The following is a 20,374-nucleotide window of genomic DNA, read 5'->3' on the forward strand; positions in this document are numbered from 1 at the left end:
AGGCCCGCATGTGCGGGCCTTTTGCATGGCATGAAGGGCGGGGCTATTCCCGCTCCTTGACGTAGGGGGTGCCGAGGGCCTTGGGGGCCACCGCCTTGCCGATGAAACCGGCCAGCAGGAAGACCGTCAGGATGTAGGGCAGCGCCTCGATGGCCTGCACCGGGATCGGGAAATCGCCGATGCTGACCCCTTGCAGCCGGATGGCGACCGCGTCGAGGAAGCCGAACAGCAGACAGGCCGCCATGGCGTTCCAGGGGCGCCACTTGCCGAACACCAGGGCCGCCAGCGCCATGAAGCCCTTGCCCGCGCTCATGTTGGGGATGAACTGGGCAGTCTGGGCCACCGCCAGATAGGTGCCCCCGATCCCCGCCAGCAGGCCACCGATGATGAGGGCGGTGTAGCGCATCCGCACCACGGAGATACCGGCGGTATCCACCGCCGCCGGTGCCTCGCCCACCGCCCGCAGCCGCAGGCCGAAGCGGGTGCGGAACAGCACCCACCAGGCCAGGGGCACGGCAGCGAAGGCCACGTACTCCAGCAGGGAGTGACCGCTCAAGAGCTCGCTGTAGAGCTGGCCGATGACTGGCACGTCATAGAGCTCCTTGGCATAGGGCAGGTCGATGGGGGCGAAGCGCGCCGCACCGGAGAGTGCCGGGGTCTGGCCCCCCTGATCGAACCAGTAGCGCCCCAGGGTCACGGTGAGACCGGCCGCCAGGATGTTGATGGCCATGCCGCTCACCACCTGATCACCCCGGTGGGTGATGGTGGCGAAGCCGTGCAGCAGTGCGAACAGGATGGAGATCCCCACCCCGACCCCCAGCCCAATCCAGGCGGAACCGGTGACGGCGGCGGCCGCCGCACTGGCGAAGGCGGAGGCCAGCAGCTTGCCCTCCAGGGCGATGTTGACCACCCCGGAGCGTTCACAAAACATCCCGGCCATGGCCGCCAGGATGAGCGGAGGCGCGGTACGAATGGTCGCGTCCAGCATCAGGATCAGCATTTCAAACATGGCTTGGACTCCCTTCGGCTCGCAAAACATCCCCGTCATCCATGGCCGCCAGGATCAGTGGCGGTGCGGTGCGGATGGTGGCATCCAGCATCAGGATCAGCATTTCGAACATGATCAGGCTCCTTTCACTTGGGCGGCCGGGCGGTTGGCAAAGGCCAGATAGGCCTGCTCGATGCGTGGGCGCAGCATGTGCTCCAGGGCGCCGCAGAACAGGATCACCAGACCCTGCAGCACCACGACGATGTTGCGGTCCACCCCGAACTCGAAGCTGAGCTCGGCGCCGCCCTGGTAGAGGAAGCCGAACAGCAGGCTGGCGATGATGACGCCGACCGGGTGGTTGCGGCCCATCAGGGCCACCGCGATGCCGGTGAAGCCGAAGCCTTCCACGAAGTTGAGCTTGATCTGGTGCAGCTCACCCTGCAGCACGTTGAGGGCGAAGAAGCCCGCCAGCATGCCGGAGATCACCATGGCCAGGATCACCACCTTGGGGTAGGAGATGCCCGCATAGGCGGAGGCACTCTGGCTTGCGCCCACGGAGCGGATCTCGTAGCCCCAGCGGGTATGCCAGATGAAGACCCACACCAGGGCCGCACAGATCAGCGCCCAGAAGAAGCTGATGTTGAGGGGGCTGTTGGGCATGGCGATGCCGAAACCGGCCGCCAGCTCGCTCATCTTCGGCAGCCAGCTCGCCACGGCGAACACCTTGCTCTCGGTGGCCATGGATCCTGGCGGCTTGAAGACGTCGACCAAGAGGTAGGCCATCAGGGAGGCGGCGATGAAGTTGAACATGATGGTGGTGATGACGATGTGGCTGCCCCGCTTGGCTTGCAGCCAGGCCGGGATGAAGGCCCAGGCCGCGCCGAACAGGCCGCCGGCGATGATGGCGAGCGGCAGCAGCAGGGCGAACGGCAACACGTCCCCGAGCAGTAGACAGACCAGACCGACCCCGAGGCCGCCGATATAGGCCTGCCCTTCACCGCCGATGTTGAACAGGCCGGCGTGGAAGGCCACCGCCACCGCCAGACCGGTGAAGATGAAACCGGTGGCGTAATAGAGGGTGAAGCCTATCCCCTCGCCGGTGCCGAAGGCGCCGTACCACATGATTTCGGCTGCCTCGATGGGGCTGATGTCGAGGTAATAGAACAGGATGGCCGACACCAGGAAGGCCAGCAGGATATTGACTGCGGGCAGCACGCCCACGGATATCCAGGCAGGAACACGTGCTTGGCTCATGAATGGGCCTCCTTGATATCGTCGGGGACTGGTGTGTTGACCATCATCAGGCCGAATCCGTTACAAGTGGTTGTGACCTTCATGATGTGGCTCCTTGTGATTGGCTTGCCGCCACGTCGTCAGGAACTATGTTCGCCATCATCAGGCCTATGGTGCGTTCATCCGCCCTGGCGCCGTCCAGCTCGCCGACGATGCGGCCGTCGGCGATGACCAGAATGCGGTCGGAGAGGCTCATGATCTCGTCCAGCTCCACCGACACCAGCAGCACCGCCTTGCCCTTGTCGCGCATGGCGATGATCTGCTGGTGGATGTACTCGATGGCGCCGATGTCGACGCCCCGGGTCGGCTGACCGACCAGCAGCACATCCGGGTCCTGCTCCACTTCCCGGGCGATCACCAGCTTCTGCTGGTTGCCGCCGGAGAAGTTCGCGGTCTTGTGCTCCGGGCTCGGCGGGCGCACGTCCCACTTCTCCATCTTGGCCTGGCAATCCTGGCGGATCGCCTCCTTGTCCTGCAGCCAGCCCTTGTTGTACTGGGCACGGCGGTGATAGCCGAGGATGAAGGCCTCTTTCGCCTCGAAGCGATTGATCAGCCCCATCTTGTGGCGGTCTTCCGGGATGTGGCCGAGGCCGAAGTTGCGCACCTGCTCCGGGTCGGCCGGGTGGCTCTGGCTCACCTCGTGGCGCTGCGTCCCGGCGATGGTGAAGCCGCCCTTGCTGGGCTTGAGGATGCCGCCGAGCATGCTGAGCAGCTCGGACTGGCCGTTGCCGGAGACCCCGGCGATGCCGACCACTTCCCCCGCCCGCACTTCGAAGCTGACGGATTTGACCCGTTCCACCCCGGCGTCATCGACGTAAGAGAGGCCCTCGACCTTGAGCTTGGCCTCGCCCGGCTGAGCGGTGCCCTTGTCGACCTTGAGGCGCACCTTGCGGCCCACCATCAGCTCGGCGAGCTGCTCCTTGTCGGTGTCTGTGGTGGCGACATGGGCCACCATCTCCCCCCGGCGCATGATGGAGACCTGATCCGTGATGGCCAGGATCTCCCGCAGCTTGTGGGTGATGAGGATGACGGTCGCCCCCTGATCCCGCAGCTTTTTCAGCACCTCGAACAGGTGATCCGCCTCTTGCGGGGTCAGCACCCCGGTGGGCTCGTCGAGGATCAGGATGCGGGCACCGCGATAGAGCGCCTTGAGGATCTCGACCCGCTGTTGCAGGCCCACCGGCAGATCCTCGACCTTCTCGTGCAGCGGCACCTCGAGACCATAGTCCCGTGCCAGCTCGCCCAGCAGCTTCTCGGCGGCCGCCAGGCTCTTGCCCAGGCGCCAGCCGTTCTCGGCCCCCAGGATGACGTTTTCCAATACGGTAAAGTTGTTCACCAGCATGAAGTGCTGGTGCACCATGCCCACCCCGGCGGCAATCGCATCTTGGGAGCCATGGGGTTTGAACGGATTCCCGTCGATCAGCATCTCGCCTCTGTCGGCGTGGTAGAAACCGTAAATGATGCTCATCAGGGTCGACTTGCCGGCGCCATTTTCGCCGACGATGCCGTGAATGCTGCCTTTACGAACCTGAAGGTCGATCTGCTTGTTGGCGTACACGTCGCCGAACCGCTTATCGATACCCCTTAATTCGATGGCATAGCGATCTGTCTGGTCCATGATGCAGTCCTTGCGGGTCATGAAGTAGAGACTAAAAACCGGCCCGTGCGGGCCGGTCATCACTGGTTGAGAGTCGTAGCAGTGACTCGGTATTTGCAGGATCAGTACTTACAGGAGTTGTCGCTCATGTAGTCGTGCACCTTGATCTTGCCGGCGATGATGTCGGCCTTGATGCTCTCGACCTTGGCTTTCATTTCCGGGGTGATCAGCTTGGCGTTGTTCTCGTCCAGCGCCCAGTCAACCCCGCCTTCGGCCAGACCCAGGGACTGGATGCCCGGCTTCCAGCTGCCCTTGGCGGCGTCATCCCAGCTCTTGTACGCGGCCAGACCCACGGACTTGACCATGGAGGTCAGCATGGTGCCCGGTTGCAGGTGGTTCTGGTTGGAATCCACACCGATGGCCAGCTTGCCTTCGTCCTTGGCAGCCTGATAGACACCGATACCGGTGCCACCGGCGGCGGCATAGACCACGTCGGCGCCCTTGGCGAACTGGGACTTGGCCAGTTCTGCACCCTTGGCGGGGTCGGCGAAGGCTGCCGGGGTGGAGCCGGTCATGTTCTGATAGACGTCGATCTTCGGATTGATGTACTTGGCGCCCTGCTCATAGCCGCACTGGAACTTGCGGATCAGCGGGATGTCCATGCCGCCCACGAAGCCGACCTTGCCGGTCTTGGAGGCGATGGCCGCCAGGGCACCCACCAGGAAGGAACCTTCATGCTCCTTGAAGATGAGGGACTGGACGTTCGGCTTGTCGACCACCATGTCGATGATGGTGAACTGGGTGTTCGGGAACTCGGTGGCCACTTTCTCTACCGCGGAACCCATGTTGAAGCCGACGGCGACGATGGGGCCGTTGCCACGGCTGGCCAGACGACGCAGGCCCTGCTCGCGCTGGGCTTCGTTCTGGGGTTCGAACTCCTTGACCTTGACGCCTTTGTCCTTGTTGTAGACTTCGACGCCGTTGCGGAACACGGCTTCGTTGAAGGACTTGTCGAATTTGCCTGCGGTGTCATAGATGACGGCGGGCTCGGAGGCTGCCTGGGCGGACAGGGCAGCGAGGGTGAGGGCGGCCACGGTGGCCAGCTTGAGCACTTTAGTCACGATCGTATCCTTGATTGTTATGTGAGGGTCCACAACCTGTCTTGGCAGGTCATAAAGCACGCTGGCTAACTGTAAGTGAGCCAGCCCGTTGGTCAAGGGGATCATAGAGGAAAAACGTTTGCGTTAACGGTTTGAAATATAAGCAAATTGCCTTATAAGTGTTTGTTTTATGGTGTTTTTGCAGAATTAAATTCCGGGATTAATAGGGCTCGATCGACATTTGTGTTTGGATTCATGACGTTAGGCGCAACCGTTTTCCTCCCCTGATGAAAAAACTGGCTTCTATCGGCACCATCCCTGCGGCCTCATCGACGCCACGCTGGCGGGCGGGTTGGCTGAGCGCCAGGAGGTCCGCCCGAGGTGTGACAGCCCAAGATGGATGGCTATTTCCCCTCCCAGGGCCGTCGTCTGTGGCCGTTTTTCCTGCTCGCTCGGGGCCTGCGTGATGGCAAGCACACTCATATGGAAATGCATTGGTGTTTGTCATATGGGTACGCTAGGTTATACCCGGATTAACTTGGCCCCCGGGATGGGGCCGTATTTTTGACATTTGTTCGGGTGATAAAAATGAAAAAAAACGTGCTGAGTATGGCAGTGGCTTGTGTGTTGTCCGGTGTCATGTTGACCGCTTGCGGGGGCGGTGGTGACGATAACGGTGGTGGCAGCAATGGTGGCAACAATGGCGGTGGCACCGACACCGGCAGCAAGCCTCTTCACACTGCCGTCTTCCTGGATTCCGTCGTGGGTGGCCTCGACTATCGGTGCAACGATTACACCGGTGTCACCAATGCCAAGGGTGAATTCCTGTTTGATGATGGCGACACCTGCGAATTCGCATTGGGCAACCAGCGCCTGGGGGCGGTGACCCTCAAGGCGGGCAACTCGCTGGTGACCCCTTACACCCTGGCGGGTGACGACAAGGAGAAAGCGATCCGCATTGCGGCATTGCTGCAGACGCTCGACAGCGACAGCAATCCGGAGAACGGCATCACCCTCGACAAGGCGCAGGTCGCGCAACTGGGGATCGTCGAACTGGGTAGCGATGACGCCTTCAACACCTCCCTGGTCGAGGCGCTGAAAACAGCGGGCCTCACCAAGGCCGTCGTCTCTCTGGCTGCGGCGAAAGCCCACCTCTCCGCCACCCTGGCTGGCGTCAATGGCCGCTCCGTGGCGGTCGACAAGGTGCTGAGCGATCTGCAGGGACTGACCGATCTGAAAAACCTGGACGTCGAGAGCAAGTTCAAGGAGTACAAGGAGACCCTGCAGGCCGAGACCGGTGAGAGCGGCAAGGCCGATCGCCAGATCGTGCTGGCCATGCTGACCATGCTGGAGGTGACCAACAACCCCGTGGTGGCTGAACGCCTGGGCTTCACCTCGTCCGCCATTGGCAGTGGTTACAGCACCAGCCTGGCCAAGGTGATGGATGTCATCATCCACACCCCCGGCACCGCCTCCGTGGCGCTCAAAGGTGGCAAGGGATATACCCGTGACGTGGCCAAGCTGATGGGCGCCTATGCCGACAGCCTGGAAAACGTCGCGGCTGCCCTGGCCGATATCCAGGATCCGGATTACAGCGCCACCTATGGCGATGACGATACCGTCACCCTCAACCTCGACGGTGCCAAGGCACTGCGGGCGTCTGCGATGGCGATGGCATCGGCCCTCAACATCGCCGCCTCCTACCAGTACGGTCCGGACAGCGCCTATGTCACCCAGCAGGAAGAAGTGACCTTGCCGCGTATGCACATCAAGGACACCTGGGGCATGCAGCCGACCACCACCTATGAAGAGAGCAGCAGCACCTTCGAGACCCAGTTCAGTCAGCAGGAAATCGAGCCGGATGCGCTGGTGGCGCACGCCGATTTCTTCCGTTTGACCGACGATGCCAAAGCACGGTTGGCCAAGGCCAAGTCGCAGTTGAAGGATGCGGTGAGCCTCGCTCTGACCATCGATCAGAGCAAGCTGGACGAGTCGTTGACCCAGGATGAGATCGAGGCCAATGCCGCGACTCTCAAGGAGCTGGCGAACCACTTTGCAGGCACTGTGCCCACTATCCAGTGGGAAAGCGTCGAGACCCGATACGTCAATACCGGCATGGGCTGGCAGCCTCAAGAGGTGGGGGTGAAGTACAACATCAATGTGCTGCCGTTCTTCGATGAGATGCTGGATCGCAGTGACATGACCATCAAGGTGACCGGCGGCTGTGATGGCGCCGTGGGGGCGCGGGATGCCGAGCTGTCCAAGGCCATGGGAGAGCCCATGTGTCTCATCACGAGCGACGAGTTCAAGGCACTTGCCCAGAGCGATCGCGGCGCACTGAAGTACATCGGCTGGATGCAGGAAGATCAGGAGAGCCACACCGCCATCTATGCCAAGGGGGTGGGTTATGACTGGTCAACCCAGATGACGCCGGTGGCCGGGTCGACCTTTGACAAGGTATTCGTCTCCTGTACCGACCTGGATGACAACAAGGTCAGCTGTGCCGATCAGCTGTAAACCAGTGGGAGCGCTCCTGACGGGGGCGCTCCTGTTGTGGATGCCGGTGGCACAGGCTGCCGGCATGCTGACGCGCTACACCGATTATCGGGAGCGTGTCTTCGATCGTCAGGGTCAGTTGCAATATCAATTGACCACCCACGAATACTTGCAGCGGATGCCCAGCGGGCGTCCGTCATTGTCCAGTCTGTTTGCGTTGCGAGAGATGCAACGAGCATCACTGCAGCTCAAGCAGGGCACCTTGATGGTGAATGACGTCATCGTGCGCTTCGAGCATGGGCATTATCAGGACGGCATGCTGGTGATGGGGAACACGGAAGTGACCCTGCCTGAGGGCCGCATGCTGGCCGCTTCACTGCGATTTGATCCCGTCCAGCAGGTGCTGGATGCCCCCCGCGCCCGGTTGCTCAGCTTTTCCGGTGAGGTACTGGGCCAGTACCGGGACTATCACCGCCCCCTTCGTTGATCCTGCCGGTTGGTCTCTGGCGGCTCAGGTCGTATAATCCCCGCCTGTATAAATAAACAGGAGTGGTGATGGACGTTTCAACCCTGCTCGACGGGCTCAATGACAAGCAAAGAGACGCGGTGGCTGCCCCCCGTTGCAACCTGCTGGTGCTGGCCGGTGCCGGTTCGGGCAAGACCCGGGTGCTGGTGCACCGTATCGCCTGGCTGATGCAGGTGGAACGCTGTTCACCCTTCTCCATCATCGCGGTGACCTTTACCAACAAGGCGGCGGCCGAGATGCGCGGCCGGGTCGAAAAAGTGATCGGCGACGGCGTGCGCGGCATGTGGATCGGCACCTTTCACGGCATCGCCCACCGCCTGCTGCGGGCCCACCATCTGGATGCAGGGCTACCGCAGGATTTCCAGATCCTCGACTCCGACGACCAGTACCGCCTCATCCGGCGGGTGCTCAAGGCGCTCAACCTCGACGAGAAGCACTGGGCTCCGCGCGCCGTAATGGGCTACATCAACGGCAAGAAGGACGAGGGGCTGCGCCCCGGCGACATCGACCTCTACGGCGACCCCGTCACCCGCACCTATCAGCAGATCTACAAGACCTATCAGGAGACCTGCGATCGCTCCGGTCTGGTGGACTTTGCCGAGCTGCTGCTGCGCGCCCACGAGCTGTGGCTGAACAAACCCCACATCCTCGAGCACTACCGTGACCGCTTCCAGAACATCCTGGTGGACGAGTTTCAGGATACCAACGGCATCCAGTACGCCTGGCTGCGGATGCTGGCCGGCGACAGCGGCAAGGTGATGATCGTCGGGGACGATGATCAGTCCATCTACGGCTGGCGCGGCGCCAAGATTGAGAACATCCAGCGCTTCCTGACCGACTATCAGGGCGCCGAAACCATCCGCCTCGAGCAGAACTACCGCTCCACCGCCAACATCCTCAAAGCCGCCAACAGCGTCATCGCCAACAACGCCGAGCGCCTTGGCAAGGAGCTGTGGACCGAGGGGGCCGAGGGCGAGCCGATTTCGCTCTACGCCGCCTTCAACGAGGTGGACGAAGCCCGCTTTGTGGTTGGCCGCCTCAAGGATTGGAAAGAGAAAGGCGGCCTCTTGGCCGACTGCGCCATCCTCTATCGCTCCAACGCCCAGTCACGGGTGCTGGAAGAGGCGCTGATGCAGGACGCCATGCCCTATCGCATCTACGGCGGCCTGCGCTTCTTCGAGCGCCAGGAAATCAAAGACGCCATGGCCTACCTGCGCCTTATCAACAACCGTGGCGACGACGCCAGCTTCGAGCGGGTGGTCAACACCCCGACCCGCGGCATCGGCGATCGCACCCTCGAGATATTGCGCAACAACGCCCGGGATCAGGGCCAGAACCTGTGGCAATCGGCCAAGGCACTGCTCAATGACAAGGTGCTGACCGGTCGTGCCGGCAACGCGGTGCGCGGCTTTGTGGATCTCATCGACGCGCTGGAGGAGCAGGTCTCCCTGCTACCGCTGCACCAGCAGGCAGATATCGCCATCCAGCACTCCGGCCTAAAGGCGATGTATCTGGCGGAAAAAGGCGAGAAATCCCAGGCGCGGGTAGAGAACCTGGACGAACTGGTCACCGCTTGCCGTCAGTACCAGCGCCCGGACGAGCTGGAAGACATGAGCGATCTCTCCGCCTTCCTCGCCCACGCGGCGCTGGAATCCGGCGAGAATCAGGCGGACGAATACGCCGATGCGGTGCAACTGATGACATTGCACAGCGCCAAGGGGCTGGAATATCCCCTGGTGCTGCTGGTCGGTGTGGAAGAGGGCATGTTCCCCAGCCAGCAATCCACCGAGGAGTCGGGGCGGCTGGAAGAGGAGCGCCGCCTCTGTTACGTCGGCATGACCCGCGCCATGGAGAAGCTCTACATCTGTTATGCCGAGAGCCGCCGTATCTACGGCCGCGAGATGTTCCACAAGCCGAGCCGCTTTATCCGCGAGATGCCCGCCGAATGTCTGGAAGAGATCCGGCTGCGCACTCAAGTCAGCCGCCCCACCCAGTACGGCCGCTTTAGCCAGAACGAGGTGCAGCAGAGCTTTGACGCCAGCGGCATCAAGCTCGGCCAGCGGGTGCTCCATCCGAAATTCGGGGAAGGAATCGTGCTCAACTTCGAAGGGGTCGGCCAGCAGAGCCGGGTGCAGATCCAGTTCGACGACGTCGGCGCCAAGTGGCTGGTGACGGCGTATGCCCGCCTTGAGGTGCTGTAAGATGGGGGCTTATTTGTAAGGTGAGCAGACCTAATCAACAAGACAGTTAAGATAGCTTGCACATCATGGGGTAGCCATTATAGGTTAATTTTCTTCTCCCCAGTATTTTGTGGGATTACTGTGTGTAGAAGTTACAGGCTAGGGATAACGAAATGAAAATACAGCAGCTTTTATTTTCTGAAGTAGGCCCGCTGATTGATCAACCAATCAGTCTAATTAATGATTGGTCAGATGATATTGAGCACAATGTTTTATTGACTGGGCCAAATGGTTGTGGGAAGTCAACGGTACTGCGAGCTGTAGCAATGCTTTGGTTAGCGTTGGGGGATTGGCTCGATGGGAGAAAGCCACTTCCTAAAAATGCACACACAAGAGAATGGCTACAACGCTGGGGAGGCTGTGCGGTGGTGTTGTCTGATATTCCAGATGTACCTAACCCTCACACAGGACAAGCTGGTTTGCTGGGAGTCATTTTTGGCGAAACGACTTGGGTGGGGCAGGTGCAGGCTAAATTGCCAGAAGTTCAGTGGATCGGTGAGTCAGTCAGTCGTACTGGTAAACCAGGAGCACCTAAGCGGGATTTACTGATTCCAACAGGTCAGTGGTTAGAAAATTTGGCGTTGGCACGACGTAAAATGGTGTTAAGTTTTGAGAAATCCAGCTTCCCAAATTTGATTTATCTGGACGCAGAAGAACGTCGTTGGGTCAGCCCACGTCGTGGGGTGGGTGGAGTAGTGGCAGATGATCCAGCTAGCCGCTGGCTCCCACGTTATTTGGCAACCGAAGACTGGAAAGGCCAACTGGAAGCGTCACTGATTTCTTTGAAAACAACACAGCTACATACTTTTCATGCAGTAATCCGTCGTCTAAATGAATTCTTACAAGGTAAGGAAATTGAACCCGATATTAAGCCGGGCGAAAACCGCCTGCGGGTAAAGGTAAAAGGTCTGCGTGGAGTGGTGCATTCGATGGATGATTTGAGTGCAGGGGAACATCAGGTCTTGATCCTGATATATGTGTTGGAGCGCTGGGGGGAGAACGGTTGTGTAGTGATGATCGATGAGCCAGATCTGTATCTACATCCATCATTGGTCAGTAGTATGTTGTCCTGCCTTGAACAATTGGTATCTGACAAGCAGGGTCAGTTGTTGATTACATCTCATCAGCCTGAAATCTGGAAACGCTATGAACTAAACGGTAAGCGAATTGAGCTGGGGGCTGAATGAGCAAAATTGACCAGTTCATTGCCAATGTCAAAACACAACAGATCGCCCAAACAGGAAAACAAGTACTACTTGTTGAGGGTGAGGATGATGTACATGTGTTCAGTGCGTTTCTTACCAAAAAAAGTACTAACTGGGAACAACATTGGGTTGTGATTGCTGCGCATGGTAAATCTAAGGTAATTGAAATACTCGGCAAAGAACCAAGTTGGCTGGGGATAATTGACCGAGATGAGTGGACTGATGCCGATGTGCAACAAGCATCACAACAAAACGTCAATTTATTCGTATTGCCACGATTTTGCATCGAAAGCTATTTGATCGTGCCTGACGAAATCTGGGCTGCATTACCTGAAGTGCAACGCTTAAAGATGCCGAATAGGCAAGCTGACCTGAATGCAGCGATCAATAGATCATTAGAGGCGTGGACTCGGCATGCTGCTCTATGGCACGTGGTTAACCCTCTATACCAGCGGATGCGTCGACCAGACCACCGAGGAACAATTCTTGATGATCCCCAAGACGTTCCAAATCGCCAAGTGCTAGAGCAAATCTTGCAAGCTTGGCTTGATGGGCTTGATCCAATACAAATTGCCAATACGGTTGATGAGCTGGAGCAGCAATACTTGGCATTGGTTCATCATGAACTTTTCACTAAGCATCTGTATGCTAAAAAGTTTTATCCGATGGTTGTGCACCAAGCATTGAATCAATTGCTTGGGCAAAAGTCGGAGGATGTACGTATGAAAGATCTTCTGCGAACCCTTCCGCTACCTGCTGACCTTGAGCCTTTATGGGGTCGTATGGGAATTTAAAGAATTCTAGAAAAATCTCGGACACCCATCTTTTTGCACATGTCGTAGCGAGATTGGTCGTCGATATCAAAAAGGGCCATCGCTTCGCTAATCGAACCTACACGCCGCATAAGATGGGTTATCGGTATCGTGGCCGAGAGGCACAAACCCCAGACTCCCGCCTGTCTGACTCACCTCAACTGAAACGCCTTGACGAGAAATTCGATAAAGAGCCGCACGTTGCGGGACTGCTCCTTGTGGAAGGGGTAGACGGCGAACAGGGCGTGGGGGTCGGGTTGCCAGTCGGGGAGCAATCTGACCAGGGTGCCGTCCGACAGGTCGTTCGACACGAATTCATCCGGCACCAGGATCACCCCGAGCCCCTGCACCGCCGCCTGTTTCAGGGCGATGCCGTTGTTGGCGCAGAAACGGGTGGGGGGCAGCTCCACCGCCACGCTCTCCGCGTCCCGGGTGAAGAACCACTTGTTTGGGGAGGAGGAGAGGCTGTAGCGCAGGCAGTTGTGGCCCTTGAGATCCGCCGGGTGGGCAGGCTGGCCCGCCTCCTTCAGGTAGTCGGGGGCGGCGCAGAGCACCCGCTGCACCTCGCACAGGGGTTTGGCGCGCAGGGTGGAGTCCTCCAGGGTGCCAGCCCCCCGGATCACCACGTCCAGCCCCTGATCCACCAGATCCATGTAGGCGTCGCTCAGGATCACCTCGATGCCGATCTCCGGATAGCGGCGCTGGAAGGCGCAGACAAGGGGGTTGAGGCGGATCAGCCCGTAGGACATGGGCATGCCGATCCTCAGCCTGCCCCTGGGGGTGAAGGAGGCGGCCATGATGGACTGGTCGGCGGCCTCCAGGCTGTCCAGCACGGCGCATATCTGGCCGTAATAGGCCATGCCGGATTCGGTGACGCTCAGCCGCCTTGTGGTGCGGTTGATGAGGGCGATGCCGAGATAGGCTTCCAGCTCGTTGATGTTCTTGCTGACCGCCGCCTGGGAGAGGCGCAGGTCGTCCGCCGCCGCCCTGAAGGTGCCCATTTCCACCACCCGGCGAAAGACGTTCAGCGCCGTGATCTTGTTCATCCTGCCCCCGTTAATTCACTACTGGTAAATGATGGCGCCATCATTGCGCACTTTTATCACAATAGTGCGGTTCCCCGGGGTGTCCACCCCCCATCCCCCGCCAGACAGAGAGTTGCCCGTGGCAGACCGGCCCGGATCATGGCCCTCCGGGGCGTGGCGGGCCCGGCAGAGACGCAGACGAAAGAGAGGCGATGAGCCCCGGGCACCCCGGCCCGTGACGGCAGGCATAAAAGCAGGCGGCAGGGCCCGGGCCCCGCCGCCAGATGGCACGCACCGGCTTACTGCTGCACCTTGCCGGGGGCGGGGGGCAGGGTGATGCCGACATCGGCCCAGGGGTTGGTGCCGAGCAGCTGGGCGTGGGGCACGTCCGCCTGGTAGCGCATGGTGAACGCTCTGGGCCCGTGGGCGAAGGCCACCAACAGCCCTTGTCTTGCGTCCATCAACCCGGCGTGCATGCCGAGCCCGTGATAGCTGATCCGCACCGCCTTGTCCGCAAGGCCCACCTTGTTTATCTGGAAGCGGGCGATGCTACCGTCTTTGAGGGTAAAGCCCCAGCGGAACGGCCCGCCGCTGACCACCGTCATCACCTCGTCGATGTCGGTGCCGTCCTCGGCGGAGTTGACGTGCATGCGGCCATATTTGCCCAGCACGGCGCTGCGGGTGCGCTCGTCCAGTGCCATCAGGTCATAGACCTTGGGGTAGGGGCCGACGCCGGTCTCCTCGGTGGCGACGCCGCCTCCCTGCACCGCGGGTTCGCGCCCTGCGAGCCTGGCCTGCTCCAGCAGTTCCCCCTGACTCAGGTTGAAGGCCGCAATCAGGGCGCCGTGCTCCGCTTTGGTCAACGCGCGGCGGTGAGAGGCGGCGAGCAGCGGCCTGGCGGCGTCGGGGATGTCGACAGTGACCACGTTGACGCCGATGGGGTTGAGCGCGTTGTTGACCGCTTCGACCCCGGTCACGGCGGGGCGGCCATCGCTGAACTGCACCGAGACGATGTCACCGGCGAAGGTGTTGAAAGAGAAGGCCGAGGCGAGGGTGCCGGCCAGCAACGGGATAGGGGTGAGTTTCATACAAGACTCCTCGTTAAGGTTCGAGAAGCAGTCTAGGGCGGTGATGTGTTCACTGAAATGACACTCGAATGATATGAAAATTCACTGACAGTAATGAATCGTGGGGGTCAGGGTCGTCGGCCCGCCCCGGGGGAGAGCGCCCTCTGCCAGAGGGTGTGAGCCCGGTGGGCGCAACGGTGCCTTGCTTGTGGTATGACTCTGGACGTTACTCATCAGAACCTGTCGGAGGACGAGACAATGCTGGCGTTGATCACCACGGCGCACCACACCTGCTACCCCAATCCCATCGCCTTTCGGGCCGGAGAGCGGGTGCGCATCGGCCACGAGGACGACGAGTTTCCGGGCTGGGTGCGCACCTTTACCGCAGACGGCAACGAGGGGTGGGCGCCCCTGTCCCTGCTGACCCCGATAAGCGCCGGGGAGGCGCAGGCGCGCCAGGACTATACCGCCCGGGAGCTGGATGTGGCGGTGGGGGAGGGGGTACGGGTGGATCGGGAGCTGGCAGGCTGGCTCTGGGTTCACAACGAAGCGGGGCAATCAGGCTGGATACCGGCCAGCTGCATCGCCTCGCCCTCATAAGGTGGCAGCGGCTCGGAGAAGGAGTAGAGCGGAGAGAGAAACCCGGCCAGCGACGGGGCGCGGCGGCCGGGTGAATTGTAAAGACCTGGGGGACGGAGCCGGTATGCGGCTTCCTGGTTGACGGATGGCTAGTCGGACGTTTCCTGCTCGGCTGCGTTTTCGGGCTGTAGCGCCTCTTTCTGCTCCGCCCATTTCAGCAGGGCGTCCAGCGCCGGGCACAGGGCCTGTCCCCAGTCGGTCAGGCGATACTCCACCTTGGGCGGCACCTGTGGGTAGACCTTGCGCACGACGATGCCGTCTGCTTCCAGCTGTCGCAACTGCTGGGCAAGCATCTTCTGGGAAATGGCCGGGATCAGCCGTTCAAAGTCCGAATAACGCTGCACCTTGCCATCAAACAGGTGGAACAGGATGACCAGCTTCCAGCGCCCTTCCAGCAATTTGAGCACCTCTTCGACACCGGTGGCCGCCGTGGACGGGGTATAGATCTTGTTCATGGGTGAGTCACTTACTTTTCTGTGCGTACTTGATTAAACGTAAGCCTATGTGGAAAGTGGCGGTACAGCAATTGTCTTTTAGCGAGGATGACGATGACGACCTTACTCTTTCCATCCATTGCCACCTATTTCGAGGTCAGCAACGGGGGGGATCCCGCCCGCCTGGCCGGATGTTTCACCGAAGATGCGCTTGTGCGGGACGAACGCCATACCCATCAGGGACATAGCGCCATCCAGTCCTGGATGGCGGGTACCCGGGCCGCCTTCGACTACTGCGTGACACCCATGAAGGTGACGCAGGACGGGGCGTGGGTGACCGTGGTTGCCAAGGTGGCGGGCAACTTCCCCGGCAGTCCTGTGATGCTTGATCACCTGTTCCTGATGTCGGGCGATGACATTCACTCTCTGGAGATACGATGATGACAATGGATTTGGCACTGCAAGGCCGGCGGGTATTGATCACCGCGGGGACCAAGGGGGTGGGCAAGGCCGTATTCACCCTGTTTCGTGACAATGGCGCCCGGGTGCTGACCACGGCGCGCAGCCGCCCGGCGGAGGTGCCGGAAGCACAATTCGTCGCCGCCGATCTGACCAGTGTGGAAGGCTGCAATACGGTGGTGGATGCCGTCAACGCCAGGCTGGGCGGTGTGGACATCATTGTCCACGTGCTGGGGGGCTCATCGGCGCCGGGTGGCGGCTTCGCGGCGCTGGGGGAGGAGGAATGGCAGCGGGAGCTGAGTATGAATCTGATGCCGGCGGTGCGCCTGGATCGCGCCTTGCTGCCCGCCATGCTGGTACAGGGGGAGGGGGTGATCATCCATGTCACCTCCATCCAGCGTGAGTTGCCCCTGCCGGAGTCGACCACGGCCTATGCCGCCGCCAAGGCTGCATTGTCAACCTACAGCAAGAGCCTGTCGAAAGAGGTGACGCCAAAAGGGGTGCGGGTGGTACGGGTCTCTCCTGGCTGGATAGAGACGGAGGCATCCGTTGCGCTGGCCGAGCGGCTGGCAATCCAGGCTGGCACGGACTACGAGGGAGGTAAGCAGATCATCATGGATTCCCTGGGAGGGATCCCCCTCGGTCGCCCTGCCAAACCGCAGGAGGTTGCGAATCTCATCGCCTTTCTGGCATCTCCCCTGGCCGCCTCCATCAGCGGTACCGAATATGTGATCGACGGAGGCACAGTGCCCACCGCGTAGGCGAGCACCATCTTTTCAAGCAAGTCGCAGCGATGTTGGCAGTCGCTATCAAAACGTGTTGGCGAACACCTGGACAAGGCGTTCGCCGCCCCTCCAGCCAATGGCAAGAACAAGCCCACTGCCCGCGCTGGAATCATATGCAGGCATTCACGCCGCCCTAACCGAAGCCATTGGCGATGGCGTGCTGTATCCCCATGTCACGGACCGTGACCGATACCCCGAGCGGCCCTTTGACGCTGAGGCAGATGGAGACATGGCTAGCTGCCATCGAGCATCAATGGGACTGGGCAATGAGAGATGATGGAGAAACAGGGGACCAGAAACCCGGCCAGCGACGGACGTGCGGCCGGGTGAATTGTAAAGAGTAGGGTGACGGAAAACGGGATCAGCCTAGTCTAATCAACTCGATGGGGGCGTAGCGCTCCTGGCTGTTCGTCAGCAGCACGCACTTCTCATGCTCGGCCTGATAGGGGGTCAGGTTGTCGGTGTGCGCCTCCTTGAGGGTGTCGACCGCGCCGGTGGCGGCAATCATCACTCGTTGGCCCAGGGTCAGCACATTGCGGTTTCGATCGTAGATCTTCATGGCATTCTCCTTGTGGGATGGGGGCCCCGGCCCGTGCCGGGGCAACGGGCTCCAGACTACGCCCCTCGAAAAACGAGATGCCTGTCACAGATCAAAAAAAGGGGAAAGAGGGACTCGGTGCGGCGACGGGGTATGGCGCGCTGGCCTCGCAGCCCGCCGGTGATCGCCACTGCCTGTCGCAGGGCAAGGAGGACGCCCCCGCTTTTCATCCCCTCGGGCTCGAACTGCAAGGGGGATGCGCTATAGTGGAGCCGCTCGTTTTACTGCCTTCAACCAACCGAGAGTGCATTATGAATCGTGATATCGCAGCCCAGTTCATCAAGATGCTGACCAACCTGGACCAGTGTCTGGCCAAGGCCGAGGCCCACGCCGAGGCGAAGAAATTCAACGTGGACAACTTCTTCAATGAGCGCCTCATCGTCGACATGCTGCCCCTGAGCAAGCAGGTGCTGATCTGTTGTGACAGCGCCCGCGCCGTGGTGGCCACCGCCAGCCTGAGCGAGCCGCCGGTGCTGGGGGATGATCCCAAGACCATGGCGGATCTGCGCGCCCACGTGGCCAAGACCATCGCCTACCTGCAAGGCAAGCTGGACGCCGATTTCAGCCAGTATGCGAGCGGCCACTACTACCCCTACTGGGCCGGTGGCAAGGGGATGGACGGCCATAGCTGCGTCCACGAGTACGGCATCCCGAACTTCTACTTCCACCTCACCATGACCTATGCCCTGCTGCGCCAGGCCGGGGTGGATCTGGGCAAGCGGGATTACCTGGGTGGTCTGAACCTGCAATAAACCGCGCTTCAGCGACGACAAAGCCTGCCCCCTGGCAGGCTTTGTCGTTTTCGGCCCGGCTCAGCGCCCCAGGTTGTCGGCCAGTTGTTTGGCGCGACTTGCGGCCCACTGATCGATCATCTTCTCCATCTCCTCGGCGGTGATGGGGGAATCCTTGTGGGTGGTGTCCGGGCTCTCGCGAGCGTCCATCACCCGCACCAGCAGCTTGCCGCTCTGGGCGTCGAGCAACTGGGCCATGCTGCCCACCCTGAGCAGATAGGGCTCCTTGCCTATTACCTCGCGGGTGACGTTGATGGCGATCTTGGCGGGCAGCAGATCCCGCAGCTTGGGGTCGGGGCGGGTCAGGTCGAAGTTGGTGATGGCCGCCTGCACCCGCATCACGCCGGGACCGGGTTCGGTAGCCATCTTGACGCCCTTGCTCATCAGCTCCCGCTGGAAGGTGGCGTGGTAGTAGCGGCCTATCTCGTTCTGCTCGTTGGCAGTCAGCAGATACCACTGGCCGTTCTCCTGGCGGATGAATTGCAAGGGGTCGAGCAGCACCTGATGGTACTGGCGCAGATCCACGCCGGGCTCCTTGTAGATGCGCTGGTTGGGGTTGCTCTCGCTTTGCTGGAAGGCCGTGAGCGGGATCGCCTGCAGGCTGTGGGTGACCTGGTTCTTCACGGCGCACCCGCCCAGCAGGGCGGCAGCCATGGTCATCATCAAGACTCGTTTCATGGGGGCTCCTGGCGGTGGATGGTCGCTGCAAGGACGCAGCCCGCCCTGCCCACAGAGATACCTGATCAGGCCCCTCTCTCACAAGGGGTATCTGTGCGGGGGCCACCGGGGGAGCCCCCGTGTCGGGTCACTCGGCGGGGATCTCGGGCTCCACCAGGGTGGCGAGCTGCATCAGGGACTCCTGCCAGCCGAGGTAGCACATCTCCACCGGGATGACCGCCGGAATACCCGCCTGTTCGATGGCGAGATCGGTGCCGCACAGCACCTGGGTGAGGGTGATGGTGACCTGCATCTCCCCCGGCAGGTTGGGGTCGTCGAAGCGGTCGGTGTAGCGGATGCGCTTGCCCGGCTCCAGCACGAGATACTCGCCGCCGAAGGCGTGGGTGTGGCCGCTGGCGAAGTGGGTGAACGACATCCTGAACTGGCCGCCGACCCTGGCATCCAGCACCGCCACCTTGCAGGTGAAGCCATGGGGGGGCAGCCATTTGGCCAGGGCGTCCGGCTCGATAAAGGCCTGGTATACCCGCTGTGGTGGGGCCTTGAGTACGCGATGCAGGGTGACTGTTCCTGTGCTCATCTTGGGTTCCTTCTCGGTTGTATCCGAGCAAGGATAGTCGCTCGGGGGAAGGACAACCGAGGGTCAGGAGTCGTGGCGCTCCCATTGAAGGGCTAGGTTGTCATCAGGCGGCGCGCGTCCTGGTCGCCATGAGCGGCTGCATTTGCCGCTGGCGACGCCTCCTCTGTCAGGCACGTCTGCACGCACTCCATAAACACCCGCATGGCGGGGCTGACAAACTTGCTGGCGTGGTGGGCGCACAGGGCCGTGATGACGAGGGGCGTGGGGGAGAAGGGCAGCTCCTGCAGCTCCCCCGAACTCAGCTCCCGCTCGACGGCGAAGCGGGGCAGGAAGGAGACGCCGAGGTTGCTGGCCACGCAGCGCTTGATGCTCTCTATGCTCCACAGCTCTATGGTGCCGTCCAGAGTGATGGCTCGCTGGCGTAATGTGCTCTCGAAAATCTGACGGAAGATGCACTGGGGTTCGTTGATGATGAAGCTGACCGGCAGGTGCTGATCCGGGCGGGTGAAGTCGATATCACCGCTGAGGGCGGGGGAAGCTACCAGCACCAGGGGTTGCTCGCCAAAGCTCTCCATCAGCAGGGCGGCATCGTTGCCGACCCGATAGAAGATACCGAGATCGGCCTCGTCCGCCAGCAGCGCATCGCGAATGACGTAGCAGTTCAGGGACCGGAGCGACAGTCGGACCCCGGGAGCCAGCCGCTTGAAGCGCTCGAGCACCGCCGGCATCTTGTAGGCCAGCAGAGTTTCGCCGATGGCGACCCTGAGCTCGCCGCTCGGCTCGGCGTCCTGCTGCGCCGCCTGGCGCAGACCCGACATCACCCGGATCATCTCGTGCACATGCGGCATGATGTTCTGTCCGGCCTTGGTCAGGCACATGCGACGCCCTATTTTTTCGAACAGTTGTAGCGAAAGTTCCTGCTCCAACTGCTGGATATGGAAGGTTACCGTCGACTGGGTGCAGCAGAGCTTGCGGGATGCCTTCACGAAGGAGCCCTCCTCGATCACCGTCTTGAGGGTAATGAGACGTCGCAAATCCATGGGGACTCCAATTCATCGAAATGG

General features: G+C 61.0%; 20 protein-coding genes. 9 read left to right on the forward strand and 11 right to left on the reverse strand.

Annotated elements, in window-relative coordinates:
- Positions 1–43: 43 nt before the first annotated feature.
- The 4 genes from I6L32_RS08040 to I6L32_RS08055 form a co-directional block, all read right to left on the reverse strand.
- Positions 44–1,009 (reverse strand): ABC transporter permease, encoded by a 966-nt coding sequence (locus tag I6L32_RS08040; protein ID WP_010672471.1) that lies wholly within the window; start codon positions 1,007–1,009, stop codon positions 44–46.
- Positions 1,010–1,123: 114 nt separating this feature from the next.
- Positions 1,124–2,242 (reverse strand): ABC transporter permease, encoded by a 1,119-nt coding sequence (locus tag I6L32_RS08045; protein WP_010672473.1) that lies wholly within the window; start codon positions 2,240–2,242, stop codon positions 1,124–1,126.
- Between the two features lie 79 nt (positions 2,243–2,321).
- Positions 2,322–3,899 (reverse strand): ABC transporter ATP-binding protein, encoded by a 1,578-nt coding sequence (locus I6L32_RS08050; RefSeq protein ID WP_216944916.1) that lies wholly within the window; start codon positions 3,897–3,899, stop codon positions 2,322–2,324.
- A 101-nt stretch (positions 3,900–4,000) separates the two neighbouring features.
- Positions 4,001–4,999, reverse strand: coding sequence for a BMP family protein (locus tag I6L32_RS08055; RefSeq protein ID WP_041212138.1), 999 nt, complete (start codon positions 4,997–4,999; stop codon positions 4,001–4,003).
- 588 nt (positions 5,000–5,587) lie between these two features.
- On the opposite strand from I6L32_RS08055, the gene I6L32_RS08060 reads away from it, so the two are divergent.
- The 5 genes from I6L32_RS08060 (at position 5,588) to I6L32_RS08080 (ending at position 12,239) form a co-directional block, all read left to right on the forward strand.
- Positions 5,588–7,495, forward strand: a complete 1,908-nt coding sequence (locus I6L32_RS08060) for a hypothetical protein (protein WP_128297287.1) — start codon at positions 5,588–5,590, stop codon at positions 7,493–7,495.
- 4 nt (positions 7,496–7,499) lie between these two features.
- Positions 7,500–7,961, forward strand: coding sequence for a hypothetical protein (locus tag I6L32_RS08065; RefSeq protein ID WP_124244684.1), 462 nt, complete (start codon positions 7,500–7,502; stop codon positions 7,959–7,961).
- 68 nt (positions 7,962–8,029) lie between these two features.
- On the forward strand, positions 8,030–10,201 hold the full coding sequence (uvrD, locus tag I6L32_RS08070) for a DNA helicase II (RefSeq protein ID WP_216944917.1): 2,172 nt from the start codon (positions 8,030–8,032) through the stop codon (positions 10,199–10,201).
- 152 nt (positions 10,202–10,353) lie between these two features.
- Positions 10,354–11,427, forward strand: a complete 1,074-nt coding sequence (locus I6L32_RS08075; RefSeq protein WP_216944918.1) for an AAA family ATPase — start codon at positions 10,354–10,356, stop codon at positions 11,425–11,427.
- Entirely contained in the window at positions 11,424–12,239 is an 816-nt protein-coding gene (locus tag I6L32_RS08080; protein WP_216944919.1) for a DUF3226 domain-containing protein, read from the forward strand. Before I6L32_RS08075 ends, I6L32_RS08080 begins: the two co-directional genes overlap by 4 nt.
- A gap of 170 nt (positions 12,240–12,409) precedes the next feature.
- Here the strand turns inward: I6L32_RS08080 and I6L32_RS08085 are convergent, their stop codons facing one another.
- Both I6L32_RS08085 and I6L32_RS08090 read right to left on the reverse strand, forming a co-directional pair.
- The gene (locus I6L32_RS08085; protein WP_216944920.1) at positions 12,410–13,303 is read right to left on the reverse strand and encodes a LysR family transcriptional regulator; all 894 of its coding nucleotides are present in this window, start codon (positions 13,301–13,303) and stop codon (positions 12,410–12,412) included.
- 278 nt (positions 13,304–13,581) lie between these two features.
- Positions 13,582–14,370 (reverse strand): hypothetical protein, encoded by a 789-nt coding sequence (locus tag I6L32_RS08090; protein ID WP_216944921.1) that lies wholly within the window; start codon positions 14,368–14,370, stop codon positions 13,582–13,584.
- A gap of 237 nt (positions 14,371–14,607) precedes the next feature.
- Between I6L32_RS08090 and I6L32_RS08095 the strand changes: the two genes are divergently transcribed.
- Entirely contained in the window at positions 14,608–14,949 is a 342-nt protein-coding gene (locus I6L32_RS08095) for an SH3 domain-containing protein (RefSeq protein ID WP_216944922.1), read from the forward strand.
- A gap of 128 nt (positions 14,950–15,077) precedes the next feature.
- On the opposite strand, the gene I6L32_RS08100 is transcribed toward I6L32_RS08095, so the two are convergent.
- On the reverse strand, positions 15,078–15,443 hold the full coding sequence (locus I6L32_RS08100) for a helix-turn-helix domain-containing protein (protein ID WP_103244058.1): 366 nt from the start codon (positions 15,441–15,443) through the stop codon (positions 15,078–15,080).
- A 93-nt stretch (positions 15,444–15,536) separates the two neighbouring features.
- Between I6L32_RS08100 and I6L32_RS08105 the strand changes: the two genes are divergently transcribed.
- Both I6L32_RS08105 and I6L32_RS08110 read left to right on the forward strand, forming a co-directional pair.
- A complete protein-coding gene (locus I6L32_RS08105; protein WP_216944923.1) occupies positions 15,537–15,863 on the forward strand; it encodes a nuclear transport factor 2 family protein in 327 nt (108 codons plus the stop codon).
- Complete coding sequence (locus tag I6L32_RS08110; protein WP_216944924.1) at positions 15,860–16,642, forward strand: SDR family oxidoreductase; 783 nt, start codon at positions 15,860–15,862, stop codon at positions 16,640–16,642. Before I6L32_RS08105 ends, I6L32_RS08110 begins: the two co-directional genes overlap by 4 nt.
- A gap of 385 nt (positions 16,643–17,027) precedes the next feature.
- Here the strand turns inward: I6L32_RS08110 and ydfZ are convergent, their stop codons facing one another.
- Positions 17,028–17,225 carry a putative selenium delivery protein YdfZ gene (gene ydfZ, locus I6L32_RS08115; protein ID WP_039039534.1) on the reverse strand — a complete coding sequence of 66 codons (198 nt, stop codon included), beginning with the start codon at positions 17,223–17,225 and terminating at the stop codon, positions 17,028–17,030.
- Positions 17,226–17,515: 290 nt separating this feature from the next.
- Here ydfZ and I6L32_RS08120 point away from each other — a divergent pair, with 290 nt between their 5' ends.
- Positions 17,516–18,016 (forward strand): DUF1993 domain-containing protein, encoded by a 501-nt coding sequence (locus tag I6L32_RS08120; protein ID WP_041212145.1) that lies wholly within the window; start codon positions 17,516–17,518, stop codon positions 18,014–18,016.
- A 60-nt stretch (positions 18,017–18,076) separates the two neighbouring features.
- On the opposite strand, the gene I6L32_RS08125 is transcribed toward I6L32_RS08120, so the two are convergent.
- From I6L32_RS08125 to I6L32_RS08135, 3 genes are all read right to left on the reverse strand, one after another.
- Positions 18,077–18,733 (reverse strand): DUF3313 domain-containing protein, encoded by a 657-nt coding sequence (locus I6L32_RS08125; RefSeq protein ID WP_216944925.1) that lies wholly within the window; start codon positions 18,731–18,733, stop codon positions 18,077–18,079.
- A 127-nt stretch (positions 18,734–18,860) separates the two neighbouring features.
- On the reverse strand, positions 18,861–19,310 hold the full coding sequence (locus I6L32_RS08130; RefSeq protein WP_216944926.1) for an SRPBCC family protein: 450 nt from the start codon (positions 19,308–19,310) through the stop codon (positions 18,861–18,863).
- A 92-nt stretch (positions 19,311–19,402) separates the two neighbouring features.
- Positions 19,403–20,350 carry a LysR family transcriptional regulator gene (locus tag I6L32_RS08135; RefSeq protein WP_201895202.1) on the reverse strand — a complete coding sequence of 316 codons (948 nt, stop codon included), beginning with the start codon at positions 20,348–20,350 and terminating at the stop codon, positions 19,403–19,405.
- Positions 20,351–20,374: the final 24 nt, after the last annotated feature.

This window comes from Aeromonas sp. FDAARGOS 1402, assembly GCF_019046925.1.
GTDB lineage: Bacteria > Pseudomonadota > Gammaproteobacteria > Enterobacterales > Aeromonadaceae > Aeromonas > Aeromonas caviae.